Below are 24,693 nucleotides of genomic sequence, written 5' to 3'. Positions count from 1 at the left end.
GCATGGACCTCAAGCAATGGCGATGCTTCGTCACGCTGGCCGAGATCGGCAACATCCGGCGCGCCGCCTCGCTGCTGGCGCTGTCGCAGCCGGCCCTGAGCGTGCGCATCCAGCGCCTGGAGGAGGCGCTCGGCTATCCGCTCTTCGACCGCCAGGCGCGCGGCGTGCGGCTGACGGAAAGCGGCACGCGGCTGCTGCGGCATGCGCGGCAGCTGCTGTCGCGCGCCGCCGAAACCGAGGAGGCCGCACGTGCCATCGGCCGCGGCGCCTTCGACCGGCTGGAGATCGGCGTCACGCCGATCGCGGCCCTGTCTTTTTTCCCCGACGCCGTGCGCGCTTTCGCCGCCGCACAGCCGGGGGTGGCGCTGGCGCTCACCGAAGGCTTGTCGGACGAGCTCGAGGAGGCGGTGGCGCATCGGCGGCTCGACTTCGCACTGGTCCACCCGCCCTCCTCGCGTGACGACCTGGTGGTGCGCGAGGTGGCGCGCGAGCGCTTCGTGGCGGTGGTCCCGGCCGCGCATCCGCTGGCGGGTGCGGCCAGCATCGGCGCGGCCGAGCTGCGCAGGTACCCCCTGCTGGGCGTGCGGCGCGAGGTCGGACCGGTGGTCTTCGATCGCATCGTCGGCTACTTCTCGCGCGCGGGGGTCACGGCGCAGATCAGCCAGTGCGCGACCTCCTCGATCTCGCTGGTGGGGCTGGTCGCGGCGGGCGTGGGCATCGGCCTGGTCGTCGAGTCGCTGCGCTGCATCGCACGGCCCGACATCCGCTTCGTGCCGCTGGCCGGCGAGCCGCCCAGCCTGGGCTATGCGCTGTGCCATCGGCCCGACCTGCCGGATGACTTGCGCCATGGCTTCGCGCGCGCCATCGCGACGGCCGTGGCCGGCCGTTAGCGGCTACGCCGGCGGCAAGCTCTTCAGATAGAGAAAGAGCGCCCGCACGTCGGTGTCGTTCATCTGGCCGAGCGAGCCGAAGGGCATGACCTTGATCGGCGTGCCGTCGGGTCGGTTGCCGGTCTTGAACATACGCGCGAAGGCGCCGGCATCGGGATAGCGCGGCATCGCGCTGTCCGTGCCTGGCGTGAGCTTCGCCGCGGGCGGCCAGTCGGGCGGACCGCCGGGGATCTTGCCGCCGGCCAGCCTGGCGCCATGGCAGCCCAGGCACATGTTCGCCACATAGGCGCCATGCGCCGCGTTCACGCCGTCGGCCACCGGCTGGGCCGGCGGAAGCGCGTGGTCGATCTTGGCGGCGGCATCGTGCATGAGGCCGAAGCCGTAGAAGGCGCGCACCGGCAGCGGCAGCTCGACCACGGCAGCGCCGCCCTTCACGGGCGCGAGCTTTCGGATGTAGGCCACCAGCGAGGCCAGGTCCTCGTCGGTCAGGCGGTTGTAGTCCTCGCTGGGCATCACCATCAGCGGCCGGCCGCCGCGGGCGACGCCGTGGCGGATGGCGCGCACCCAGTCCGCGGGCGCGTAGCCGGCCACCACGCTGCCGGGGCCGGGGCTGATGTTGGGGCCGGCTATGCGCATGCCCTTGCCGTTGTCGAGGAACGTGCGGCCGTTGCCCTGGGCGCCGTGGCAGTCGACGCAGCCGCGCGAGGCGAAGAGGTAGCGCCCGCGCTCGACGGCCGCCGCGTCCTCGCGGTAGGCCACGGGCTCGGCCGCGATGTCGAGCTTGCGCAGCATCTTGTGGCGCGCGAGCTGCTCGCCCGCGAAGAGCGCGGCGGCGGCGAGCGCGACCAGGACCAGCAGCGCCAGCGCGCCGCGCTTGAGCCAGCGCCGGGTCCCTGTCGTCATGCGAGCTCCTTCGCGCGGCGCGGCGCGCCGGAGACCTTGCGGGCGATCAGGCCGGCGGCCATCTTCAGCTGCAGTCGCAGCTTCGGCTTGTGGCCCCAGGCGCTGGTCACGCCGGTGTGCTGGGTCTGCCAGCCGTCGGGGTCGATGGTCTGCGTGCCGGCGCCGATCTCAAAGTCGAAGCCCGAGGGCGTGGCGCCGTAGAAGGAGAAGGTGCCGTCCGGGTCCGGATGCTGGCCCAGCTCCAGCGACAGCGGCACCTTGTGGCGCTGCGCCCGCTCGAAGGCGATGCCGATGTCGCTGAAGCGCCGGGCCTGCAGCATGAAGTGGTGGATGCGCTTGGAAAGCGGCATGTCGAAGAGCGCGATCGAATGGTGGCGCCGGTTGCAGTGCAGGAACACGCCGCGGATGTCGATCGGGCCGACGCGGGTGGCAAGCCGCTCGGTCACGCCGAAGCCCAGGAGGCCGGCGTAGAAGGCTTCCGTCGCCGCCAGGTCGTGCGACACGAGCACAGCATGGCCCAGGCCCAGCTCGCCGGTGCGAAAGCCCTCGGGGAAGGCCTCCGACGCGAAGGGCTGCGCGGCGGGCGCGAGACCGGTGAACAGCTCGACCGTGTTGCCGGCCGGGTCGGTGCATCGATGCAGGCGCTGCACGCGGCGGGCGCCGCGTAGCGCGGCATCCGCCGCCTCGACTGCGACGCCGCCTTGCCGCAGGCGCGCGAGCAGGCGCTCCAGCACCGCCTCGTCGGCACATTCGAGGCCGAGCGCGGCCAGGTCGTCGGCCGGGCCCTCCTGCACGATCAGCCGCTGGGCGGCCTCGTCGAGCCGCCAGCCGCGGCTGCCGTCGGCGTTGTCGACGGGTGCGGGCAGGCCGAGCATGTGCTGGCAGAAGCTCGCCCATCGCGCAGGGCGGCGCGCGTCGAAGACCAGATAGCCGAGACGGAGATCGGGGGGCATGGCAAACTCTCTTTCGTGGACGGTTCGAGTAAAAATGGTTGATGTGTCTAAAAATGGATGATGCTGTGAATTTCGTAAACCCGTCAATACCACTTTTGCCAGATGCCCTGGCCGAAAGCCTGTGGCGGCCGCAGCCGGGCCTGGCCAAGCGCGAGCGCACGCGGGTGCAGCTGGTGCAGGCGGCCATCCAGGTGTTCACGGCGCGCGGTTTCGCCGGCGCGACCATGCAGGAGCTGGCGGCGGTCGCGGGCATGACCACCGGCACGGTCTACAACCACTTCAAGACCAAGGAGGAGGTGGCGAGCGCGGTGGCGCTGCTCCTGGCCGACACGCTGTGCCGCCGCATCGACGACAGCCAGCAGGGCATCGCCGAGGGCGCGCAGCGCATGGCCATCGGCAACCAGCGCTACATCTGGCTGGCCGAGCAGAGCCCGCAATGGGCGCTGATGACGCTGGACGTGGCGGCCGCCGCGCCCGAGCTGCTGCTGGAGATCCGCGACTACGTGCTGGCCGACCTGCGGCTGGGGGTGAAGCAGAAGGCCTTTCGCATCCCCAGCGAGGCGGCGGCGATGGACATGATCAACGGCACCATCGCGCAGGCCATGCGCAGCGTGGCGCTGGGGCTGGCGCCTCCGAACCATGGCCGCGAAGTCGCGACCTGCGTGCTGCGGGGGCTGGGGATGGAGCCCGCGGCTGCCAAAGAGGTGGCGTACCGGCCGCTGCCGCCTTTTCCGCCGATCGGCGAGGCGGCGCCTGCCGCGCGGGCGAAGGCGCCGGCGAGGGCGAAGCGGGGGTAGGGCGCGTCTGCGTGGACAGTCGCAACGCTCTCACGCGAGCGCGTACCGCGCCGCCTGCACGATGCTCGCCGCATCGACCCCGAAGAAGCGCCGCAGCGCGGCACGCGTGTCGCTACGCCCGAAGCCGTCCGTGCCCAGCGTGAGATAGCGCCGGTCCGCGGGCAGGAAGGCGCGGATGCTTTCGGGCACGGCGCGCACGTAGTCCGTGGCGGCGACCACCGGCCCGCTGCCGCCCGCGAGCTGCTGCGCGATGAAGGGCCGGCCCGGCTCGGCTTCGCCCGCCAACGCGCGCGCCTCGCAGGCTTGCCCGTCGCGCGCCAGCTCGCTCCAGCTGGTGACGCTGAAGACCTCGGCAGCGATGCCCTCTTCAGCCAGTTGCTGCGCGGCCTTGAGCACCTCGGTGAGGATCGCGCCCGAGCCCAGCAGCGTGATCCTGCGGCCGTCTCCCGCGGCCGCCTGGAAGCGATAACACCCGCGCAGCACATCGGCCTGCACGCCCGGCGGCAGGTCGGGCTGGGCGTAGTTCTCGTTCATCAGCGTGACGTAGTAGAACGCGTCCTTCTGCTCGACCATCATCTCGCGGATGCCGGCGTCGACGATCACCGCCATCTCGCCCGCAAAGGCCGGGTCGTAGGCCTTGCAGTTGGGAATGGTGGCCGCGACCAGGTGGCTGGTGCCGTCCTGGTGCTGCAGCCCCTCGCCGCCCAGCGTGGTGCGGCCGGATGTGGCGCCCAGCAGGAAGCCGCGCGGGCGCTGGTCGGCCGCGGCCCAGATCTGGTCGCCCACGCGCTGGAAGCCGAACATCGAGTAGTAGATGTAGAAGGGCAGCATCGCCAGCCCGTGCACGCTGTAGCTGGTGGCCGCAGCGGTCCAGCTCGCGATGGCGCCGGCCTCGCTGATGCCCTCCTCCAGGATCTGGCCGTCGGTCGCCTCGCGGTACGAGAGCACCGAGCCGATGTCTTCCGGCGCATAGCGCTGGCCCACGCTCGAATAGATGCCCACCTGCTTGAAGAGATTGGCCATGCCGAAGGTGCGCGCCTCGTCGGCCACGATGGGCACGATGCGCGGGCCCAGCGCCGCGTCCTTCATGAGGTTGCCCAGCATGCGCACGAAGGCCATGGTGGTGCTCATCTCCTTGCCGGCGGCAGCCACGGCGAACTGGGCGTAGGCCGCGATGTCGGGCTTGGCGACCGGCTCGCACGCGGTCTCGCGCCGCGGCATGCTGCCGCCGAGCGCGGCGCGCTTGTCCTTCAGGTAGCGCATCTCGGGGCTGTCCTCGGCCGGCTTGTAGAAGGCGGCCTGCGCGGCCTGCTCGTCGGACAGCGGCAGGGCGAAGCGGTTGCGGAACTCGATCAGGTCCTGCTCGTCCAGCTTCTTCTGCGAGTGCGTGGTCATCTTGCCCTGGCCCGCGCTACCCATGCCGTAGCCCTTCTTGGTGTGAGCCAGGATCACCGTGGGCTGGCCGCGGTGCGCGGCGGCCGCGGCGTAGGCGGCGTGGATCTTCACCAGGTCATGGCCGCCGCGCTTGAGGCGGTCGATCTGCTCGTCGGTCAGGCCCTCCACCAGCCGCGCGAGCGCCTCGTTCTGGCCGAAGAAGGTGTCGCGGTTGTAGCGGCCGTCCTTGGCGGCGAAGGTCTGCATCTGGCCATCCACCGTGTTGGCGAAGGCGCGCATCAGCGCGCCGTCGGTGTCGCGCGCGAACAGGCCGTCCCAGTCGCTGCCCCAGACCAGCTTGATCACGTTCCAGCCGGCGCCGGCGAAGAGCTTTTCCAGCTCGTCGATGATGCGGCCGTTGCCGCGCACCGGTCCATCGAGCCGCTGCAGGTTGCAGTTGACCACCCACACGAGGTTGTCCAGGCGCTCGCGCGCGGCCAGTGTCAGGGCGCTCATCGATTCGGGCTCGTCCATCTCGCCGTCGCCGAACACGCCCCACACCTTGCGGCCTTCGCAGTCGAGCAGCCCGCGGTGCGTGAGGTAGCGCATGAAGCGCGCGTGGTAGATCGAGCTGATGGGGCCGATGCCCATCGAGCCGGTGGGGAACTGCCAGAAGTCCGGCATCAGGTACGGGTGCGGATAGCTGGAGAGGCCGCGCGCGCCGCTGCCGCTTTCGAAGGCGGGTGCCGTGAGCTCCTGGCGGTAGTGTTGGAGATCCTCTCCGCTCAAGCGCCCTTCGAGAAAGGCCCGCGCATAGACGCCCGGCGCGCTGTGCGGCTGGAAGAACACGAGATCGCCGCGATGCGCATCGGTCCTTGCGTGGAAGAAATGGTTGAAGCCCGTCTCGAACAGATCCGCCGCGCTGGCATAGCTGGCGATATGGCCACCCAGCTCGCCATAGGCCTTGTTGGCGCGCACCACCATCGCCAGCGCGTTCCAGCGCATCAGCGAGGCCAGGCGCTCCTCGATCGCGAGGTCGCCGGGGAACGCCGGCTGCTGCTCAACGGCGATGGTGTTGGCATAGGGCGTGGCCAGCTCGGGCTGCCAGCCGATGCGCCGGGTGCGCGCGATGCGCGCCAATTCGTCCAGCATCCAGCGCGCGCGCTCGGGGCCGTGCGTCTCGGCCAGCGCTGCAAAAGACTCGCGCCATTCGGCGGTTTCGGCCGGGTCGGGGTCGTTCAGGGGCGTGTCGAGCAGCGCGCGCAATTGGTCGGCGGGAATCGGAGCGTTCATGAGCCGCACTTTAGGCCGTGATCCCTGGAATGAGCTGCCGTTCGAGCAGCATCCATCCTCATATCGCGGCATAAGATGCTGCGATTGGGTCACTTCAAGGCATTTCATGCAACTGGACGCGATCGACCTGCGCATCCTCGACGAACTGCAGCGCGACGGCGCGCTCTCCAACGTGGCGCTCGCGCGGCGCGTCCACCTGTCGCCCTCGCCCTGCCTGGCGCGCGTGAAGGCGCTGGAGGCCGCGGGCGTGATCCAGCGCTACGTGGCGCTGGCCAATGCCGCGGCACTGGGCCTGGGGCTCAACGTGTTCATCTCGATCAGCCTGCGCACGCAGAGCAAGCAGTCGCTGGCCGACTTCGAGCAGCGCATCGCCGAGCACGACGAGGTGATGGAGTGCTACCTGATGACCGGCGACAGCGACTACCTGATCCGGGTCGCCGTGGCCGACATCGCGGCGCTCGAGAAGTTCATCCTCGAGCAGCTGACGCCCATTGCGGGCATCGAGAAGATCCGCTCGAGCTTTGCGCTCAAGCAGGTGCGCTACAAGACGGCGCTGCCGTTGCCGGCGGCGCCGTCTTGAAGGCGCTTACAAGCCGACGAGCCCGCCGTCGTCCTTGGTGATGACGATGGTGGCCGAGCGCGGGCGAGCATTGCCGCCGTCGGGCCAGTGGCTGCCGAACAGCGCCGGGTTGCCGATATTCGCCACCGGCGTGGTCTCGCCCGGATGCTGGATGTTGACGAACAGCGCGCGGCCATCGCCCGATTCGGCGATGCCGGTGATCTCGCAGTCCTTCGGGCCCACCAGGAAGCGGCGCAGGCCGTCCGTGCCCGGCGCCTTGCCGACGAAGGTGGCCTGTTGCCGCGTGGTCGCGCCGTCGACGTTGCTGATGGTCTTGGCCGCGCCGTCGCCGACTTTGCCCGGCAGGGCGGCCAGCAGCATGCAGTTGGTGACGTCGGTGTAGGCGCCGTCGTCGGTCTCCAGCCACAGCAGGCCGCCCGTGGCCTGGCTGAACCACAGGCCGTCGGGGCTGGAGAAGTCGTTGTCGGCGACCAGGCCCGAGAGGTTGATGTCGGCCGAGGCGCCGGCGCGGGCGCCGAACAGGTAGACGTCCCACTTGAAGCTCGTGGCCGCCGGGTCGGCGTTGTCGTCCGCGAAGCGCACGATGTGGCCGTTCGGATTGCCGGTCTGCGCGGTTGCGGCGGCGCCCTTCGGGTCGTTGTAGTAGCGCGGGTTGGCGGCGTCGGTGGCGGTGATCGGGCGCGAGGCGGCGTTGGTGTTGGTGAGCGTCACGTAGACCTCGCCGGTCTTCGGATTGACGGCCGTCCACTCGGGGCGGTCCATCTTGGTGGCGCCGGCCGCATCGGCCGCGAGGCGCGCGTTGACCACCACGTCGGCCGCGTCGGCGAAGGCATACGCCGCGTTGCTCGCCGTGATGCCGTTGACGCCCAGCTTGAGCTCCAGCCACGCGCCGGTGCCGTCGGCGTTGAACTTGGCGACGTAGAGCCGGCCGTCGTCCATGTACTTGTCGCCGGCGGCCAGGCCGCCGTTGACATCGGCCGCGTCCCAGTTCTTCGTCGACACGAACTTGTAGATGTACTCGTTGCGCGAGTCGTCGCCCATGTACCAGACGAGGGGCTTGCCGACCACCACCGGGCCGAGGCAGGCGCCTTCGTGGCCCATGCGGCCGAGCGCGGTGCGCTTCTTCGGCGTGCTGCCGGGCGTGAAGGGATCGATCTCCACCACCCAGCCGTAGGTGTTGGCGCCGTTGCGGTAGTCGGCTGTGGCATTGGCGGCGCCGGTGATGACCTCGGTGTTCCAGCGGCCGTAGAGGTTGTCGCTCGTGTCGGGCGTGGGAGTGGCCCACAGCTCGCGGCCGGTGCCGGCCACGCCGTAGCGGGTGAATGAGGCGAGCTCCTTGGCGCTGCGGTTCGGGTTGTCGGTGGCCGTGATGCGGCGGAAGTAGCCGGCCCAGTTCTCCTCGCAGGTCAGGTAAGTGCCCCAGGGCGTGCTGCCGTTGGCGCAGTTGTTGAGCGTGCCGCGGGTCTTGCTGCCGTCGGTGGAGAACTTGGTCACCAGGTAGGGGGTGCCGGCGGCGGGGCCAGAGAAGCTCATCTCGGTCAGCGTGTGGACGCGGCGGTTGAAGCTGGAGTCGTGCTTATAGCTCCAGCCGCTCGTGCCCTTGTTGACCTCGATCACGCTCACGCCGTGCAGGTAGAACTCGCGCAGCACTTCGTCCGTCACGGTGCGCACCTGCGCATTGCCGGTGCCGGTGGTCGTCTGGCCGGTCGGGTGCAGGAAGAGCGGCGTGATGGCTTCGTGGTTCATCGCCAGCAGGCCGCGCGAGGCGGCGCTCGCGCTCCACTTGTTCGAGGCATCCATGCCGAAGAAAGTCATGCCGTCGTGGTGGTCGCCGGCACGGCGGTCGAAGGTGGCGGCGGCGTCGGTGCCGTCGTTCGCGTAGGCCGGCACGCCGGTCGCGATCGGGTCGCCGAGGCGGTACAGCACGGTGGCGGTGTAGCCCGCCGGCACGGCGACGACGTCGGCCAGGCTCTTCGAGACCGCGGTGAAGCCGAGCTTCGGCGCGGCGGGGCCCGGTGCAGGCGCAGGCGCGGGTGCAGGAGGAGCAGGGGCGGGCGCCGGGGCGGCCGGCAGCACCGGGAAGCCGCCGCTGCCGCCGCCACCGCAGGCCTGCAGCAGGGCGGTGCCGGCGGTGCCGACGCCCAGGCCGAACAGGTGGCGTCGGCTCAGGCGCGAAGCGATCAGGTCGTTGAACGAGGGGTTGGAACTCTTGTTGTGGCCGATGTCGTCGGGGTCGATGGCGGCGACTTCATGGCGTGTCTTGGCGGTCATGCGCGAATCTTTCAGTGGGGCACGGTTGTTGAAAAACCCCGGTACGCTAAAAGTTCCACATGACGCCAGGAAGTCAGGCGTTGGTCAGATTCCTGACAAGGCCGCCCCGCGCGGCGATGCCGCGCGCCGCTCAGCGCGCGTGCTGCAGGAGGCCGGTCGCGGCCTCGTACATCGCGGCGTTGTGGAAGGCCGCGAGGCCGGCCGTCAGCAGGGCCGTCGCCGCGGCCAGCGTGGGCGGCAGGGCGCGCGTGGCGAACACCGCCACCGCCATCAGCAGCGGCAGGAAATGCGCGGCATAGAGGAAGGTCTCGTCGCCATAGACCAGGTGCAGCGCCACCTGCGCCGCCAGCGTGAGCCCGAGCACCGCGGCGAAGCTCCGCCAGCGTGGGGTGCGCAGCAGGCCCACGACACCGGCCGCGAGCAGCAGGCTCCACAGGAGCAGGGCAGCGCCGCCGGCCCAGCCGCCCGAGGCCGGCGTGCTCAGCTGCACCGTGAGCCAGTTGAGCTTGGGCGGAACGGAGGCCACGCTCAGCACCTCGGGCAGGCTGAGCGGATGCCAGAACATGGCGGCCAGCTTGTTCAGCACCGTGCCGGCGCGCTCCAAATTCACGTAGTCGGCCTCCTCGCGGCTGCCGAGAAAGAACAGCTTGGCGAAGCTGTAGAGGAAGCGCTGCGCCACCGCGAGGACGGCGACGATGACAAAGGCCGCCGCGCTGATCGCCAGCGCGCGCCGCCACGGCCGCTGCACCACGGCCAGCGCCAGTCCCGCCACCCAGTTGGTGACCGTGATGGCGAGGCTGGCGATGCTGGCGGCGAGCAGCAGCCCATCGCTCACCGGCCGGTGCACCGCGAGCGCCGCGACCAGCAGCACCCACAGCAGGCTCAGCGAGCCGAGGGCGTAGGTCTCGGGTACCGAGAACCAGAACTGAAAGGCCGCGCTGCCGATGGCCAGCAGCGAGAAGCACATCGCCACGAAGCGCCCGTTGCCGAGCACGCGGCACAGGACGTAGAAGCACAGCACCCACAGCGCCGCCACGAGGTAGGCGAAGCGCATCGCGGCCTGCAGGTCGCTGCCGGGCCAGAGCGCGCGCAGGCCGGTCACCATCGGATGGATGAGGATCGAGGCGATCGGGTGGACCTTGGTGCGGTAGTGGTTGCTCTGCGCATCGACCATGTTGGCCAGCACGCGCGGCGTGTCTGACTGGAACCAGGCGTCGAGGCCGCTGTCGCGGGCGAAGAGCTCGGGCGGCAGTTGGCGCGAGAGCGTCGTCAGCAGCAGCACGGCCGCGAGCGCGAGCAGCGCCGCGACAAGCGCGTCCCAGCCGAGCGCGCGTCTGGGCACTAGTCGGCCATCCACAGCGCAAGCGCGGCGATGCCCACCGTCCAGCGGCTGACCCAGTCGCGCGCGGCGAAGACCACCGGGTCGTCGTGCAGCGCGCCGCGGATCGCCTTGAGCCACACGCGCATGGTCCAGAACAGGAACAGGGGAATCAGAATCCACAGGTACTCGGGGTCGTCGTAGCGCGCCAGGACCTCCTTGTCGTGCAGGTAGAGGCCGAGCAGCAGGACCGCCATCTGGCCGGCCGCGATGCCGGTGCACAGCACGAAGGGGGCGTCCACCGGGTGGTAGCCGCGGTCGCGCTTCATGCGCTGCACCTCGAGCGGCGGGCCGCTCAGCTCCACGTAGCGCTTGGCCAGCGCCAGGCTCAGGAAGATGAACATCGAGAAGGACAGGATCCAGAAGGACAGCGGCAGCCCGGTTGCCGCGGTGCCGGCCGCCACGCGGATCGTGTAGAGGCCCGCCAGCGCGAACACGTCGACCACCGCGCGGCGCTTGAGGTGCAGCGAATAGGCGCAGGTCAGGGCCATGTAGAGCAGCAGCACGCTCACGAAGGCGCCGGGCAGCAGCGCGAGCGACAGGGCCAGCGAAGCCGCGCACAGCAGCCCCGCCATGACCAGCCCTTCGCGCGCCGTGATCTCGCCGGCGGCGAAGGGCCGCAGGCGCTTGCGGTGGTGCCGCCGGTCCGACTCCAGGTCGAGCAGGTCGTTGAGCACGTAGATGCCCGAGGCCATCAATCCGAAGGCCAGGAAGGCCAGCGCTGCATGCAGCAGGATCGGCTGCGTGAGCTCGTGCAGCACCGGCATCAACGGCAGGAAGACCAGCACGTTCTTGAGCCACTGGTGCAGCCGCACGCCGTACAGGTAGCGCTTGAGCGGGGTGCGCGGCGGCACGATCCGTGCCTCGACCGCGGTCAGCCCGGCCACGCGGCGCGCCAGCGCTTCGGAGCGGCTCACCACCACCGCGGCCTCGGCCTCGCGCCAGACCGCGAGGTCCACGTGGTCATTGCCGGCATAGCTGTAGGCCCGGCTGCCGGCATCGGCCTCGATGGCGGCGCGCTTGCCCGCGCCGCGCAGGTTGTGCTCGCCGTCGGAAGCGAGCACCGCGTCGAACAGGCCCAGGTGCGAGGCCACGGCGCGCGCCACCTGGCCGTCGGTGGCCGTCGCCAGAACGGTGCGCCGGCCGGCGGCGCGGGCGCTGCGCACCAGTTCGAGCACTTCCGGCCGGTAGGGAAGCGTTTGCACGTCGATGGCGGTGCGCTGCGCCACTTCCTTCTTGAGCACGGCCTTGCCGCGCAGCAGCCACAAGGGGAGCGCAAGCAGCGACGCCGGCGAGGCACGTACCAGTTGCAGCAGCGATTCGTGCAGCGAGTCGGTGGCGATCAACGTGCCATCCAGATCCACATAGAGCGGGCGCATGGCATCACCCACGGCTCAAGACGACCACGCCGACCAGGATGATCGCGATGCCCATCAAGCGCGTGGGGTTCAGCGATTCGCCGAAGAACTGCCACGCGAGCAGGGCGGCGATCACGTAGCCCATGGACAGCATGGGGTAGGCGACGGTCACGTCCACCCGCGTGAGTGCGAGGATCCACAGCCCGGCGCTGACGAAATAGCACACGAGCCCCAGCACGATCCAGGGCTGCGTGGCCGCGTTCCAGGCCGCTGTCGTCAGCGAGGCGCTGCTGCCCATCGCGACGGTGCCGAGCGTCCTGGCGCCGGCCTTGAGCATCAGCTGCGCGGCCGAGTTCAGCAGCACGCCGGCGAAGATGATCGAGAAGGTGTGAAGGTTCATGACGCTCCCTGTCTGTGTCAAAGCCCAGGCAGGAATCATGCCGCGTCACCATGTCATTTCGGCCACAACACCCACAAGCGAAGTGGCTGATTCATGCGCGCCGCCAGCCGCCCCGCCTCGGCGCCGGTGCCGGCGAAGTAGTCGGCGCGCACCGCGCCCACGATCGCGCTGCCGGTGTCCTGCGCCACCACCAGCCGCGCCAGCGGCACGGCCGGCCCCGGCGAGGCCAGCCACACCGGCGTGCCATAGGGAATGCTCTCGCGGTCGACCGCGATCGAGCGGCCCGCGGTGAGCGGCACGCCCTGTGCGCCGATCGGGCCGGTGCCGGCATCGATGTCGGCCAGCGGCTCCTCGCGGAAGAAGACGTAGCGCGGATTGCTCCACAGCAGCTGCGACAGGCGCTGCGGGTTCTGCGCCACCCATTGCTTGGTGTCGTCGGGCCACAGGCTGACCTTGGTCGCGCCCTGGCTCTGCAGCCATTGCTGCACGCTGCGGTAGGGCTGCTCGTTGGTGGCCGAGAAAGCCACGCGCACCGTGCGCTGCGAGCCGTCGGCCTCGGTGATGCGCAGCCGGCCCGAGCCCTGAATGTGCAGCATCAGCACGTCGATCGGGTCGGCCAGCCAGGCGATCTCGCGCCCGCGCAGCGCGGCCTGGGCCTGCGGCAGGGTGTCGATCTCCTGGCGCGTGAACCAGGGGCGGCGCGCCACCAGGCCGGCGGGCGCCTGGTAGAGCGGCACGGTGTGCTGCGCGGTGGGCCGGCGCGAGGCTTCGAACACCGGCTCGTAGTAGCTGGTGAGCTTGCCGTCGACCGGGCCCGTTGGCGATTCCACGCGATAGGGCTGCAGGCGCTCGCGCATCCACTGGCGCTGCTCGTCGGTCTCGGCCAGCGCCAGCTGGCGCACCTCGCGACACAGCGGCGCGAAGGCGGCGTTGGGGCGGGCGCAGTTGGTGATCATCGCGCCCCAGCCTTCGTGCAGCGCGTCGTCCTCGAAGCCGGGCAGCTCCGACCAGGGCACCGGCACCCAGCGGCTCTTCGGATGGTTGAGCGAGCCGGTCAGCGGGCCCAGCTCGCGCGCGGGCGCCGCGCTCGAGGGCGCGGTCGCCACCGGTGCCTCGGGTTGCAGGGTGCCGACGGAACAGCCGGCCAGCGTTGCTACGATCGCGAGCCCGACCAGCCACTGGAGTCCTCTTTTCATGGGTTTGATTTTGCTCGAAGCGCTAGGCGCCGGAATCGTGCTGGTCCTGATCGTGTGGTGGACGATGTTCTCGGGCCGCAAGGGCGGCGAATTGCATGACGAGGACGAGGCCGAAAAAGCGCCTCCGTCCGACGAGCCGCCGGCGGGCGGGTCCAGATAATCGCGAGTCGCTGATTCAACAAGGAGATTGCATGAAGAAGTTCGTCCTCGCCACCACCGCCGCTGCCATTGTCCTGTCAGGCTGCGCCGGCATGAGCGACACGCAACGCAACACCGGCATCGGTGCCGGGATCGGCGCCCTCGGCGGCGCCGTGATCGGCTCCGCAACCGGCGGCGACAGCAAGGCCATCGGCACCGGCGCTGCCGTGGGTGCGGCTGCCGGCGCGCTCGGCGGCTACCTCTGGTCGCAGCGCATGGAAGCGCAGAAGCGCGAGATGCAGGCCGCCACCCAGGGCACCGGCGTTGCGGTCACGCAGACCCCGAACAACGAGCTCAAGCTCGCAATCCCGAGCGACGTCTCCTTCGACACCGGCCGCTCCACGATCAAGCCGAATTTCGTGCCCATCCTCAACCAGTTCGCCAACGGCCTGCGCAACAACCCGAATGCGGAAGTGCGCATCATCGGCCACACCGACAGTACGGGCACGGACGCCATCAACAACCCGCTGTCGGTGGACCGTGCGGCCAGCACGCGCGACTATCTGATCTCGCGGGGCGTGTCGCAGCAGGCCTTCCGTATCGAGGGGCGCGGCTCGCGCGAGCCGGTTGCGGACAACGGCAGCGATGCCGGGCGGGCACAGAACCGGCGGGTGGAGATTTATGTGGGTGAGCGGCCGCAGGGGTGATGCCCAGACGTGGTCCGTTTCGGGCGAGGACCGACCGTGGCGACACGGTCTTTACAGCCCGCTAGTTCAACGTGACCACGACGTTGGTTTGCGGTCCGCCGCGCATGACGTAGTTGACCGGATGCAGCGCCTCGCCGCGATCGCATGCGACTGCTGAACTCAGCATGGGCGCGAGGGCTCCAGGCAGCTTTTTCTTGAACGGCCCGGCAGGCATGCACGCGGTGACGTTGACGACGCCAGAGTTCTTCTCGTTCCTGTCCTTGTGGAACCTGTCGTTGACTGGGAAGGTTTCTGGCCTGTACTGGCCGGCCGCCGTATCCTTGATGAAGATCGACAGATAGGATTCCCATTGATTTCCCACGTCGACGTCCATGCAGGCTCCCGGCCTCATGGTGTACCAGCCTTGGAGCGTCACGTAGCACCGCGATCCCTGAAGCTCGCATCTCGAACCCGAATCGTCCGAAGTCTCATGGATGACAGCAAAGACGATGTCCGTCTGTCGTCCGTTGCAGAGCTTGTTCGTCCCCGTTGCGCCGGCGTGGAACGCCACGGCAGAAAGCAGCACAACGCCGAGCGCGAGATGCACGATCGATTTCATCTTTTCCCCTACTTCGGCGCGATTCTTCGCTTATGCGGGTAGCGCGGTCAAGCCTCGGGCTACCCGGGTGGCGCGATCACGGCAACGGGCGTTGGCTTGACCGTCGGGGAATCCATCTTTTCGGCGCATTCCGGCTTGTTCCAGTACATCCCGCTGGTCAGCACGTCGTCGTTGAAACGAACCATGTACTGGCAGGTGACGTACTCGGGGCCGCTGCCCGTACGAAAGTGGAAGATATAGTTCCATGTGCGAACGCCGCGCAGGCCCTCGCTGAAGTGCGGCCAGCTCAGCAGCTGCCGCACTTGATCCTTGCCCATGCCGGTCCGCATGGCACGCAACGCTTCCAGGCTGGGGAATGCCCCCTGCTGCCATTTGGCTGAATCAATCGCAGGAAAGTCTTCGGCACTGGGGAGCGATGACTGGGTGGAAGCCGCGCGCGTCTGTGCGGCAGGATCGATGGAGTAGCTCGGGCCCGCGCAGCCCAGGAGTGCCATCGTGGCACCAGCGGCAAGCATGACATTGACCGTCAGGATGAACGATTTGCTCTTCATGTGTTCTCTTCTCGTTCTCAGTTGAATACCCACTCGGCCCCGACGGTGGCGGCGGGGCCGGCGCGGCTCAAGCCCACGCCACCCGTCACGCTCCAGCCGTTGTTCTCCGCGGTACGGCGGAAGCTCACGCCGACCGCGCTCTCGCCCTTGAAGATGCCGTAGCCGAGGCGCATCACCGTCTTCCCGGGCACATAGCTGCCGGGCATCTGCACCGCCATGGCGGCTGCGACGCCGGCATAGGCATTGCGCGCGACACCATGCAGTTCGTTGCCGAGCGCATTGACCCGCGCATCGGTGTAGGCGGCGGAAGCGGCGGAGGCGCTGCGCAGCTGATTGACGTTGACGGCATCGTTGCCTGCCACGCCGTCGGCGACGTTGTGGAGGGTCACCGGGGCGTTCGTGTTCGTTCCGCCCAGCTTCACGCTGTTGTAGTTCGTCGTGCCGTCGGCGTTGGTTTCGTACTTCACTGCGGATTGGTCGATGCTGGCCACCGTCGTCTGCACCGCCTTCAGTTGCGACACGTTGACCGCGTCGCTGTCCAGCGAACCCGCTGCCACCCCGGTGATCTGGCGGAACTGGCCGTTGGCCGCATCGCCCACCGACACCGCCGACAGCGTGCTGGTGGTGGCGTTGATGGCTGCGGTCTGCGAGGTGGACGCACCCGTGGGTACATAGCCGGCCGCGCCGGCCGCAGTGGAGGCGACCGAGCCTGCGCCCAATGCAACGCCGCCGGCCTGGGTCACGCTGCTGCCTGCACCGATCGCAACGCCCTGCACCGCTGCCGCTGAAGACTGCGTGCCGATCGCGACGGAATCCGCCCGGTGCGAGGTCGCGCCCTGGCCGATCGCCACGCCGCCGGGCGCAGTCTGCTGCACCACCGCGCCGTTGCCGATGCCCACGCCGCTGTCGCCGTTGACCACCGTCCGAGGGCCGACCGCCACCGATTCGGCGCCGATGGCGAGCGAGTCCATCGCGGTCGAGTTGGCGTGGAAGTACTGGATCGGCGTGACGGCGAAGGATTGCAGCGCACCGCTGAGCTGGCGCACCGTCACGGCATCCTGCGCCTCGGTGCCGTCGGCCACGTTGGTGATCTGGCGGTAGGTCGTCGCACTGCCGACGGAAACGGCGCCCAGCAGCGTCCGGTCGGTGGTGTTGTACGGAATCAGCGAGCTGCCCGCGGGAATGTCGCCGGTGCTGCCTGCGACCGCGCGATCGGAGACCGAGGCTGAACCGAGTGCCACCGAACCATCGACGGTTGCGCTCGCGCCAAGGCCCTGCGCAATGCTGCTGGCTCCGTTGGCCACGGCGTTCGGGCCGACGGCGATCGAATCCGTGCCCAGGGCCTGCGAGTCGGGCAGGGTCGAGCTGGCGTGGAAGTACTTGATGCCGGCGCCGGCGTTGATGTCGCCGATCGTGTTGCCGAGATTGGTGATCGCGGTCGTGTTCGCCGTCACCTGCTGGTTCGTGGCCCACAGCTGCGAGCCATTGATCACATCGGTCGAGGTGTTGGAAATCCTGCCGGCCGCCACGTTGGTGATGGTGCGCTCGGCACCGGGCGCGCCGACGCTCACGGTGGAGGTCGGCGTCGTGCCCTGGAAGGTGTACGGCGTGCCGCCGATCACGGTACCGGGCGTGCCGACCGCGGCGGCCGTCGTGGAGCCGAAGCCCAGGGCGATGTCGCCTGCATTGTTGGCGACAGCGTTCGGGCCGATGGCGACCGAATCCGCGCCCAAGGCCTGCGAGTCGGGCAGGGTCGAGCTGGCGTGGAAGTACTTGATGCCGGCGCCGGCGTTGATGTCGCCGATCGTGTTGCCGAGATCGGTGATCGCGGTCGTGTTCGCCGTCACCTGCTGGTTCGTGGCCCACAGCTGCGAGCCGTTGATCGCATCGGTCGAGGTGTTGGAAATCCTGCCGGCCGCCACGTTGGTGATGGTGCGCTCGGCACCGGGCGCGCCGACGCTCACCGTGGAGGTCGGCGTCGTGCCTTCGAAGGTGTAGGGCGTGCCGCCGATCACGGTACCGGCCGTGCCGACCGCAGCGGCGGTAGTCGAGCCCGAGCCCAGGGCCACGTCGCCCGCGTTGTTCGCCACCGCCGTATCGCCGAAGGCGACCGCGCCCGCCGCCAGCGCGCTGCTGGTGCTGCCGATCGCGACGCTGCCCTGGCCGACCACCGTGTTCTGGTAGCCGATGCCGACCGCGCCCTGCGCTGCCGTGCCGGCCACGCCCACCGCCTGGCCGCCGCCGCCCACCATGTTGGTGTTGCCCATCGCCACCGAACCGTTGCCGGTGGCGGTGTTGTCCAGGCCCTGGGCGATGGCGCCGTTGCCGGTGGCGGTGTTGGGGTCGCCGATCGCGACTGCGCCATTGCCGCTGGCGAAGTTGCCGGCGCCGATGGCCACCGCCCTGCCGCCGGTGGCCGTCGAGCCGTTGCCGATCGCCACTGCGTCGGCCGAGTTCGCGACTGCGGTAGTGCCCAATGCGATCGCGTTGTCGGCGGTCGCATTGGCCTGGGTGCCGATGGCGAGCGCATTGAGGCCGGTCGCCTGGGCCAAGGCCGAGATGGCTACGGCATTGGTGGCGGTCGCATCGGTATCGACACCCAGCGTGATCGCGTTGACGGCACTCGATGTGCTGTTGCGTCCGATCGCGATGGCGCTCTTGTCCGTCGACGCGGCGCTTTGGCCCAGTGCGATGGCGTCCGCACCGGTCGCTTGGCTGATGCGCCCGATCGCGATGGCGTCTTCCTGGGATGCCGTCACGTCCGTGCCAATGCCGATGGCGCTGATCGCAGTGGCACCCGTTCCCGCGGCAGTGCGCGAGCCGAGGTAGACCGAGTTCAGCTTGGACGCGATCGTCTGGAAACCGATGGCGATGGCATTCTGGCCGCCTGCGCTGGCGCTGTTGCCCTGCGCAATGGCATCCAGGACGGTCGCGTTGGCCTGGTTGCCGATGGCGATGCTGCGCAGCCCGGCCGCATTCGCTTGCAGCCCGAGAGAGACGGCTCTATCCCCGGTGGCCTTGGTCTGCAAGCCGACGGCAATGGCGAGGTCACCACTGGACGTCACGTCGGTGCCGATTCCGATGGCACCCTCACCCAGTGCGCCTGTCCCGGGGGCGGTGCGGGCGCCCAGATAGATGGAGTTGGTGCCGGTGGAAAAAGCCCCGTAACCAATCGCGATGGCATTGACTCCGGTGGTATGGGTGAGAAACCCGACGGCGACCCCACCGTTGGTGTCGACAGTCGCGGAAGAGCCCAGCGCGGTGGACCCCTGCCCCGTGGCAATGGCGCCGGCGCCCATGCACGAGGCGGTGCCGTTGTACTCGTCCCAAGGGGCCGTATCGCAGGTGACCGCTTGTGCCTGCACCAGTGGCGACCACCCGAGGCCGCCCAGCGCCAGCAGCGCGGTCACGATCCCCGCGCGCAAGGGGCCCGATCGGAGCGATGCAAGCACGCCAGCTCCGGCGTTCGCCACGCGGCTGCCGCCGCGCTTGCCCCGGGCGCTAGTGATCTCGGACGCAGCGACCCAAGCGCCGATGGCTTCGTTCCAGACAGTGAGGTAGCTTTGGTTCATGGCCCCGGCTTGTAAACAATGTTATTAACTATTACGAAAGAAACAAATATTTTCTCCTAAATGTTAAGGTAAATGGCGTGCCGCAAGAGTGCTGGCGGCGCGTTTGACAATGTTTGACATTTCCCATTCGCACGCCGCTCGAAGCGAGGTCGGCGCGCGGAGGTCAATAAGAGAACTTTTGCGCTTTTTGAAGTAGTAAATACTTATTAAAATTTAATTACTTGTAATGAAAAGGTGGCCCAAAACCCCTGCCGAAGGGGCATGTGCTTTATTTCCAACATAGATCGGACGGCTGATCGAAGATGCCGGTCATCGGGTCCCTTGGACACGATGTGTCTTGCGATTACAGGCACTGCACACGCGGGTGCATCCGCGTTGGACGCCTTGCGAAAACGTCGAGCAGGCTGCGTCCGACCCCTGTGATTTCGTCGACCGTTGCAGGCACCTGCCCCTGCGATGGGGCGAGCCCGCCCGGTATGCGCGTCGCATCAGGAATGGCCGCCTTGATCGAACCGCCCAGCTTCAGAATCCTCAAGGTTTCGATCTCGGCGTGGTCCACGACATGAACGGGCAGTCTTGCGTTCGCCAGACGTCGCAGCAATTCGATAGGTTGTGGAAATGACCCGACGAGGCCTTCGTTGCCTGGCGTTCTGTGTGACTTGTTCATGCGTTGCATTGAGGTTGGAGCGCGAATGTAATGACGGGGTTTGTGCTTCGCAATCGAGTTGACAATGCCTGAGAATTGGCGCGCGCAAGACGGGACCATGGAGCTCGAAGGCCTGCGCCGCCCGGTGCTTGCGGCAAAAGGCGGAGCGAATTGACATTGCTTGACATTCCGCGCCCGAACCAGCTTGGTGGGCCGCCGTACACTTCGTCGCTTAGCAAAACCCGGCAGTCGGCGCCGGGCACTCAGTAGAAGGTTGAAGAAGAAAATGCGAGTCGCGGCACTGGACGACGATGTCGATCAGCTGGATCTCGTCAAGTGCACCTTGCAGGCCGTCGGGCATGACTGCCATGTCTTTGCCGAAGGGGCTGCGTTGCGCCGCGCGTTGCAACGCGAGACCTTCGATCTCCTCGTTCTGGACTGGCACCTGCCCGACATCACGGGGCCGGAGATCGTTCGCTGGGTCCGAACCAATCTGCGCGACCGTATCCCCGTTCTGTTCGTGACCAACCGCCATGAAGAGCGCGACATCATCGAGGGGCTGGCAGCGGGAGCGGACGACTTCATGGTCAAACCCATGCGGGTCGGCGAGCTGGCCGCTCGGGTGCGCGCGCTGCTGCGACGCGCCTACTCGGAGTCGCAGCCCGACGAGCAGGTCTGGGGGCGCTACCGCTTCTTGCTTGCCAATCGGCAACTGGAAATCGACGGCAGTCCCGTTGCGTTGACGCAGAAGGAGTTCGATCTCGCCTTGTTCCTGTTTCGCAACCCGGGGCGTCTTGTTTCGCGGCAGCACCTGCTGGAGACGATCTGGGGCGCGAGCAATCCGCCGGGAACCGATCTGATGTCGCGCTCTCTGGACACGCACGTCTCGCGCGTGCGCAAGGTGCTCGGCCTGCGACCGGAGAGCGGCTACCGCCTGGCCTCGATCTACGGGCAGGGGTATCGATTCGAGTCCCTCGGCACCGATGAGAGCAGTGCCGGCTGAGCCTGCGGCGGGCGCCGCAAGCCGTCGGGCGGGCATTCGCTTCGCGCGATGGATCGTCAGCGTGCATGTGGCACTGCACGCCGGGTTGGCGCTGTCGCAGGCTACGGCGCAATGGTCCGACGTCGTGCATGCGGTGCAGCCGGGAGAAACGCTCTTCGCTCTTGCCGCTCGGTACACGGGCCGCTCCGACAGCTGGCTTCAATTGCAGCAGTACAACGGCATCGCCGATCCGCATCGCATCGCCTTGGGCAGTCGAGTGCGCATTCCCGCTGCGCTGCTGGCCTCCGCCTCGACTTTTGCGACGGCGAGCTACGTCGCGGGCAGAGTTCGCCAGGTCCCGCCGCACGGCGCACAGGCGCAGTTCCTGCAGTCAGGCGCACGGCTGGGCGAGGGCACGCGCATCGAGGTGGGCGCCGATGGCTATGTGCGGCTTCAGATGAGCGATGGCTCGACGGTGCGCATCCCCGCGAACTCGCAGGTCCGACTGGTCAGGGTGCGACGGCAGGACGCCTCGCAGTCCAGCGATACCCTGATCCAGCTGGAAGCGGGCCGGGTGGACGCCTCGGCGCGTCCGCAGCGCAACAAGGCCAGCCGCTTCGAGATCCGGACGCCGCTGGCAGTGGCCAGCGTCCGCGGCACCGAATTCGGCGTCGCCATGCAACCCGACGCCGGCATCACCGGTGAGGTCACGCAGGGCGTTGTCGACCTGAAGAGCCTGCACGGCAAGCAGGGTAGCCGGCAGCACAGGCTGCGAGAGGGACAGGGTGCGCGCGTGAGCAGCGCTGGCGTGATGGGACCGGTGCGCTCGTTGCCGGAAGCGCCTGACTTGGTGGCGCTGCCCGACACGGTGACCGACATCGATTTCGTCCGCCTGCCGCTTCCTGCCGTTCCCGGCATTGCCGCCTACCGCATCCGGATCTCCAGGGATCCGGCGATGGAGCAGATCGTGCGCAATGGTGTGTCCACAGGAGCCGCAGCGCAGTTCGCCGGCCTCGAGGATGGCGACTACGTGGTCGGCGCACGCGCCATGGATGATTCGGGCCTCTCGGGCCGTGAAAGCACGCGCAAGCTGCGGGTCAAGGCGCGTCCGGTAGCGCCGCTGTCCCAGCGACCCGCACCTGGAGACCAGGTCATCGGCCGTGTGGTCGAGTTCAGCTGCGCGCAGCCCGCCGGCGTTCGGCGCTTCAGGTTGCAGGTCGCGAGCGACGAAAGCTTCCAGACGCTCCTGATCGACGATTCGGCACTCACCGAGTGCCGGCATTCGGCCTTGCTGCCGCGTGGGCGGTACTTCTGGCGCGTGGCATCCGTGGGGGCGACGCCGGACGGGACGCAGGACCAGGGCCCCTTCAGCGGCAGCCGGGCCTTCGAGGTGGTCGAGCCGCCTCCGGCAGCGCCACCGCCCAAGGCGAGCAGCGACGACGGCGCGCTGCAGGTCTACTGGTCCGCCCAGGCAGGCTACCGCTATCTCGTTCAGGTCTCGCGCGGCGAGGACTTTGCCGACCTCGTGTTTGCCGACACGCGGTCGGAGGCATCCCTGCGTCTGGCGGACCTGGCGCCGGGCACCTACCACGTGCGGATTCAGGCGATTGCACCCGACGGCGAGGCCGGCAGCTTCTCTCCACCGCAGGTCGTGCGGATCGGTGCGGTGCTGCGCGACGCCAGCGGCGGCGCCGTCCGCGACGCTGGCGGCAATCCTGTCGGCCGGCAGTAGCGTTCCGGAGGCAGTTTCTCGTGCAAAGCAAGATCGTCGACGCCGCACCGCTTCGCCTGCCCACGCGCTGGACCGAATGGTTGACGTTCTCGATGATTGCCGTCGGCCTGGTGCTCGCACTGGAGCATTCCGGGTGGCTGCAGGCGCCGAACCGGCTCTTCCACGACACGCTGATGTCCCTGCAGGGGCACGAGGTCGATCGCGGCGACGTGATCATCGTCGGCATCGACGACAAGAGCATTGCCGCGTTGGGACGATGGCCGTGGCGGCGATCCTTCCACGCCGAGCTGATCGACCGCATCGACAAGGATGCGCCGCAGGCGATCGGATTGGACGTGCTCCTGACCGAAGCGGATGAGCGCTTTCCCGGCGATGATGCTGCGCTCGCCGCCGCCGTGTCGCGCAGCGGCAAGGTGGTGCTGCCGCTGATGATGCAAAGCCTGAACGGAGCGCCCTTTGTCGTCGAGCCGATCCCTGCGCTGCGGCGCGCTGCAAGACGTCTTGGGCATGTGCACATCGCAGTCGATGACGACGGCATCGCCCGCAGCGTGTACTTGCGCGAGGGCTTCGGCGATCGGGCATGGGACCATTTGAGCGTTGCCATGCGCACGGCCGGCGCCGGCGGGCGGCCTGAGCCCGTGGCCGCCCCCGAGGAACGGGCGTCCGAGGCAGAAACAGCGAACTCGGACCCCATCGCTGCCTGGCACCGTTCGCGCAAGATGATCGTGCCCTTCGCCGGACCGCCCGGACATTTCCCGCAGGTGTCATACGTCGACGTGCTGGACGGCGCTGTCGCCCCGGGAACCTTCAAGGGCAAGCATGTGCTGATCGGGGCCACCGCCGCGGGCACAGGCGAGCTGTACGCCACGCCCGTTTCGGGCAGACGCTCGAAGCTGATGTCCGGGGCCGAATTCTCCGCCAACGTGCTCGACAGCCTGGAGAGCCGACGCAGCATCACCCGGTTGCCTGGATGGCTCAACGCAGCCCTCAACATCCTCCCTGCACTGCTGGGTCTCGCGGGCATGGCCTTCATCGGCCCGTTGCCTGCGCTGTTGTTGACCCTTGGACTGATGGTGGCGCTGCCTGCGGCAGCGGCCGCTGCCGCAGGCTTCGGCCTGCAATTCGGGCCGGCAGCAGGGATGCTCGCCCTGGGGGCGAACTATGCCTTGTGGAGTTGGCGCAAGCTGGACGCCTCCACGCGCTACCTCATGGACGAATTCAGCCGCCTGCACAGCAACGGCCGCTTGGTGGCCATGTCCCCCGGCACTGCCGCATCGGGCGATTTCCTGGGGCGTCGCATCCATGCGCTCCGGCAGGTGGCCGAGCAACTGAGCAACCTGCACCGCTTCGTGAGCGATAGCCTGGAAGGCCTGCCCGATGCGACGCTCGTGTGCGACAGAAATGGGACCGTGCTGCTGGCCAACGCCGCTGCGGCCCGGCACTTCGAGGCCGCTTCGGGCGAGATGCTGCGGGGCGCAAAGGCCGCGACGCTGATGAAGGATGTGCTGTCGCAGGCGGATCGCCAACCCGTCGTGATCCCGGCGATCTTTGCCGGCCCGCCCACGGCGGGCAGCACCGCGGCGCACGATGGCCGGGAGCGCGACCTGCTGGTCAAGCGGGCGCCCTCGTTCAGCGGCTCCGGCGAGCACCTGGGCTGGATTCTTTCGCTCATCGACGTGACCCAGATCCGCCAGGCGCAGCGCCAGCGCGACCACGCCATGCGCTTTCTCAGCCATGACATGCGCGCACCGCTCGCCTCCGTTCTCACGCTGCTGAATCTGCAGCGACAGAACCCCTCCGCGATGCCGCAGGAGCAGTTCCACGAGCGCATCGAGCGTCACGCGAAGAAGGCCCTGGGGCTGGCGGATGACTTCACCCAGTTGGTCCGTGCCCAGTCGTACAACTATCACTTCGAGCGCTACAACCTCGTGGATGTGCTGCTCGAGTGCGTGGATGACGCGTGGGAGGCGACGCGCCGGCACCGGATACGCGTGACGATGGCGCCGTCACCGGAGGAGGCGCACAGCCTGATCAACCGCGAGCTCATTGCCCGCGCAATCAACAATCTCCTGGGTAACGCGCTCAAGTTCTCGCCGGCGGGCTCGTCGATCGTCTGCGCGGTCGAACCGCATCCCCGCGCATGGGCCGTGCTGGTGAGGGATGAAGGGCCCGGCATCGCAGAAGAACTCCGGGCTCAGGTGTTCGAGCCGTTCATTCGGGGCAGCGCCGCAGCCGACATCGACGGAGCGGGGCTTGGGCTGGCCTTCGTCAAAACTGTGGCGCAACGGCACGGCGGCAAGGTGCTGCTCGACAGCACACCAGGGCACGGCAGTGCTTTTCGGCTTGTGCTTCCGCGCGATGAGCTTCCTTGACG

At 68.6% G+C, this 24,693-nt stretch carries 20 protein-coding genes; 8 read left to right on the top strand and 12 right to left on the bottom strand.

The annotated features are described in order from the left end of the window. Nucleotides 1-2 precede the first annotated feature (2 nt). Nucleotides 3-890 carry a LysR family transcriptional regulator gene (locus GXN78_RS11570; RefSeq protein ID WP_106556188.1) on the top strand — a complete coding sequence of 296 codons (888 nt, stop codon included), beginning with the start codon at nt 3-5 and terminating at the stop codon, nt 888-890. Between the two features lie 3 nt (nt 891-893). Here the strand turns inward: GXN78_RS11570 and GXN78_RS11565 are convergent, their stop codons facing one another. Then, on the bottom strand, nt 894-1,793 hold the full coding sequence (locus tag GXN78_RS11565; RefSeq protein ID WP_106556108.1) for a c-type cytochrome: 900 nt from the start codon (nt 1,791-1,793) through the stop codon (nt 894-896). Then, complete coding sequence (locus tag GXN78_RS11560; RefSeq protein ID WP_106556109.1) at nt 1,790-2,746, bottom strand: VOC family protein; 957 nt, start codon at nt 2,744-2,746, stop codon at nt 1,790-1,792. The genes GXN78_RS11565 and GXN78_RS11560 overlap by 4 nt, the downstream gene beginning before the upstream one ends. Nucleotides 2,747-2,841: 95 nt before the next feature. On the opposite strand from GXN78_RS11560, the gene GXN78_RS11555 reads away from it, so the two are divergent. After that, nucleotides 2,842-3,543, top strand: coding sequence for a TetR/AcrR family transcriptional regulator (locus GXN78_RS11555; protein WP_164255422.1), 702 nt, complete (start codon nt 2,842-2,844; stop codon nt 3,541-3,543). 30 nt (nt 3,544-3,573) lie between these two features. Here GXN78_RS11555 and mdeB read toward each other — a convergent pair whose 3' ends face one another. Beyond that, nucleotides 3,574-6,210: an alpha-ketoglutarate dehydrogenase gene (gene mdeB, locus GXN78_RS11550; RefSeq protein WP_106556111.1), complete on the bottom strand. Its 2,637-nt coding sequence runs from the start codon at nt 6,208-6,210 to the stop codon at nt 3,574-3,576. 106 nt (nt 6,211-6,316) lie between these two features. Here mdeB and GXN78_RS11545 point away from each other — a divergent pair, with 106 nt between their 5' ends. Beyond that, nucleotides 6,317-6,790, top strand: coding sequence for an Lrp/AsnC family transcriptional regulator (locus GXN78_RS11545; RefSeq protein ID WP_106556112.1), 474 nt, complete (start codon nt 6,317-6,319; stop codon nt 6,788-6,790). 6 nt (nt 6,791-6,796) lie between these two features. Here GXN78_RS11545 and GXN78_RS11540 read toward each other — a convergent pair whose 3' ends face one another. The 5 genes from GXN78_RS11540 to GXN78_RS11520 form a co-directional block, all read right to left on the bottom strand. Beyond that, nucleotides 6,797-9,061: a PhoX family phosphatase gene (locus GXN78_RS11540; protein ID WP_106556113.1), complete on the bottom strand. Its 2,265-nt coding sequence runs from the start codon at nt 9,059-9,061 to the stop codon at nt 6,797-6,799. 130 nt (nt 9,062-9,191) lie between these two features. Next, on the bottom strand, nt 9,192-10,403 hold the full coding sequence (locus GXN78_RS11535) for a hypothetical protein (protein ID WP_106556114.1): 1,212 nt from the start codon (nt 10,401-10,403) through the stop codon (nt 9,192-9,194). Continuing rightward, nucleotides 10,403-11,818 (bottom strand): UbiA family prenyltransferase, encoded by a 1,416-nt coding sequence (locus tag GXN78_RS11530; protein WP_106556115.1) that lies wholly within the window; start codon nt 11,816-11,818, stop codon nt 10,403-10,405. Before GXN78_RS11530 ends, GXN78_RS11535 begins: the two co-directional genes overlap by 1 nt. A 4-nt stretch (nt 11,819-11,822) precedes the next feature. Then, nucleotides 11,823-12,197 carry an SMR family transporter gene (locus GXN78_RS11525; RefSeq protein WP_106556116.1) on the bottom strand — a complete coding sequence of 125 codons (375 nt, stop codon included), beginning with the start codon at nt 12,195-12,197 and terminating at the stop codon, nt 11,823-11,825. 53 nt (nt 12,198-12,250) lie between these two features. After that, nucleotides 12,251-13,393 carry an MltA domain-containing protein gene (locus tag GXN78_RS11520; protein ID WP_106556117.1) on the bottom strand — a complete coding sequence of 381 codons (1,143 nt, stop codon included), beginning with the start codon at nt 13,391-13,393 and terminating at the stop codon, nt 12,251-12,253. A 37-nt stretch (nt 13,394-13,430) separates the two neighbouring features. Between GXN78_RS11520 and GXN78_RS41915 the strand changes: the two genes are divergently transcribed. After that, on the top strand, nt 13,431-13,553 hold the full coding sequence (locus tag GXN78_RS41915) for a hypothetical protein (protein ID WP_275407584.1): 123 nt from the start codon (nt 13,431-13,433) through the stop codon (nt 13,551-13,553). A 31-nt stretch (nt 13,554-13,584) separates the two neighbouring features. Then, the gene (locus tag GXN78_RS11515) at nt 13,585-14,238 is read left to right on the top strand and encodes an OmpA family protein (protein ID WP_106556118.1); all 654 of its coding nucleotides are present in this window, start codon (nt 13,585-13,587) and stop codon (nt 14,236-14,238) included. A 61-nt stretch (nt 14,239-14,299) separates the two neighbouring features. Here the strand turns inward: GXN78_RS11515 and GXN78_RS11510 are convergent, their stop codons facing one another. The 4 genes from GXN78_RS11510 to GXN78_RS11495 form a co-directional block, all read right to left on the bottom strand. Then, a complete protein-coding gene (locus GXN78_RS11510; RefSeq protein ID WP_106556119.1) occupies nt 14,300-14,836 on the bottom strand; it encodes a hypothetical protein in 537 nt (178 codons plus the stop codon). A gap of 59 nt (nt 14,837-14,895) precedes the next feature. Beyond that, entirely contained in the window at nt 14,896-15,387 is a 492-nt protein-coding gene (bamE, locus tag GXN78_RS11505; RefSeq protein WP_106556120.1) for an outer membrane protein assembly factor BamE, read from the bottom strand. 17 nt (nt 15,388-15,404) lie between these two features. Then, nucleotides 15,405-18,959 carry an ESPR-type extended signal peptide-containing protein gene (locus tag GXN78_RS11500; protein WP_106556121.1) on the bottom strand — a complete coding sequence of 1,185 codons (3,555 nt, stop codon included), beginning with the start codon at nt 18,957-18,959 and terminating at the stop codon, nt 15,405-15,407. Nucleotides 18,960-19,302: 343 nt separating this feature from the next. Then, nucleotides 19,303-19,626: a hypothetical protein gene (locus tag GXN78_RS11495; RefSeq protein WP_146163020.1), complete on the bottom strand. Its 324-nt coding sequence runs from the start codon at nt 19,624-19,626 to the stop codon at nt 19,303-19,305. A gap of 265 nt (nt 19,627-19,891) precedes the next feature. On the opposite strand from GXN78_RS11495, the gene GXN78_RS11490 reads away from it, so the two are divergent. The 3 genes from GXN78_RS11490 to GXN78_RS11480 all read left to right on the top strand — a co-directional run bounded on the left by GXN78_RS11490 (nt 19,892) and on the right by GXN78_RS11480 (nt 24,691). Continuing rightward, nucleotides 19,892-20,608: a response regulator transcription factor gene (locus GXN78_RS11490; RefSeq protein WP_106556123.1), complete on the top strand. Its 717-nt coding sequence runs from the start codon at nt 19,892-19,894 to the stop codon at nt 20,606-20,608. A gap of 61 nt (nt 20,609-20,669) precedes the next feature. Continuing rightward, nucleotides 20,670-22,319, top strand: a complete 1,650-nt coding sequence (locus tag GXN78_RS11485; RefSeq protein WP_164255421.1) for a FecR domain-containing protein — start codon at nt 20,670-20,672, stop codon at nt 22,317-22,319. A 20-nt stretch (nt 22,320-22,339) separates the two neighbouring features. Then, nucleotides 22,340-24,691, top strand: coding sequence for a CHASE2 domain-containing protein (locus GXN78_RS11480; protein WP_106556125.1), 2,352 nt, complete (start codon nt 22,340-22,342; stop codon nt 24,689-24,691). Nucleotides 24,692-24,693: the final 2 nt, after the last annotated feature.

The sequence above is a fragment of the Variovorax sp. WS11 genome, from assembly GCF_010499245.1.
In the GTDB taxonomy this organism is placed as follows: domain Bacteria; phylum Pseudomonadota; class Gammaproteobacteria; order Burkholderiales; family Burkholderiaceae_C; genus Variovorax.
Note: the sequence above shows the minus strand (reverse complement) of the source record. Positions and strands in the feature narration are given on the sequence as shown.

What these genes read in the sequence shown, in the direction of transcription:
- bamE (WP_106556120.1), bottom strand. Translation starts at nt 15,387, where the DNA reads ATGAAGAGCAAATCGTTCATCCTGACGGTCAATGTCATGCTTGCCGCT.
- GXN78_RS11525 (WP_106556116.1), bottom strand. Translation starts at nt 12,197, where the DNA reads ATGAACCTTCACACCTTCTCGATCATCTTCGCCGGCGTGCTGCTGAAC.
- GXN78_RS11500 (WP_106556121.1), bottom strand. Translation starts at nt 18,959, where the DNA reads ATGAACCAAAGCTACCTCACTGTCTGGAACGAAGCCATCGGCGCTTGG.
- GXN78_RS11495 (WP_146163020.1), bottom strand. Translation starts at nt 19,626, where the DNA reads ATGAACAAGTCACACAGAACGCCAGGCAACGAAGGCCTCGTCGGGTCA.
- GXN78_RS11510 (WP_106556119.1), bottom strand. Translation starts at nt 14,836, where the DNA reads ATGAAATCGATCGTGCATCTCGCGCTCGGCGTTGTGCTGCTTTCTGCC.
- GXN78_RS11545 (WP_106556112.1), top strand. Translation starts at nt 6,317, where the DNA reads ATGCAACTGGACGCGATCGACCTGCGCATCCTCGACGAACTGCAGCGC.
- GXN78_RS11520 (WP_106556117.1), bottom strand. Translation starts at nt 13,393, where the DNA reads ATGAAAAGAGGACTCCAGTGGCTGGTCGGGCTCGCGATCGTAGCAACG.
- GXN78_RS11530 (WP_106556115.1), bottom strand. Translation starts at nt 11,818, where the DNA reads ATGCGCCCGCTCTATGTGGATCTGGATGGCACGTTGATCGCCACCGAC.
- GXN78_RS11565 (WP_106556108.1), bottom strand. Translation starts at nt 1,793, where the DNA reads ATGACGACAGGGACCCGGCGCTGGCTCAAGCGCGGCGCGCTGGCGCTG.
- GXN78_RS11540 (WP_106556113.1), bottom strand. Translation starts at nt 9,061, where the DNA reads ATGACCGCCAAGACACGCCATGAAGTCGCCGCCATCGACCCCGACGAC.
- GXN78_RS11560 (WP_106556109.1), bottom strand. Translation starts at nt 2,746, where the DNA reads ATGCCCCCCGATCTCCGTCTCGGCTATCTGGTCTTCGACGCGCGCCGC.
- GXN78_RS11490 (WP_106556123.1), top strand. Translation starts at nt 19,892, where the DNA reads ATGCGAGTCGCGGCACTGGACGACGATGTCGATCAGCTGGATCTCGTC.
- mdeB (WP_106556111.1), bottom strand. Translation starts at nt 6,210, where the DNA reads ATGAACGCTCCGATTCCCGCCGACCAATTGCGCGCGCTGCTCGACACG.
- GXN78_RS11515 (WP_106556118.1), top strand. Translation starts at nt 13,585, where the DNA reads ATGAAGAAGTTCGTCCTCGCCACCACCGCCGCTGCCATTGTCCTGTCA.
- GXN78_RS11570 (WP_106556188.1), top strand. Translation starts at nt 3, where the DNA reads ATGGACCTCAAGCAATGGCGATGCTTCGTCACGCTGGCCGAGATCGGC.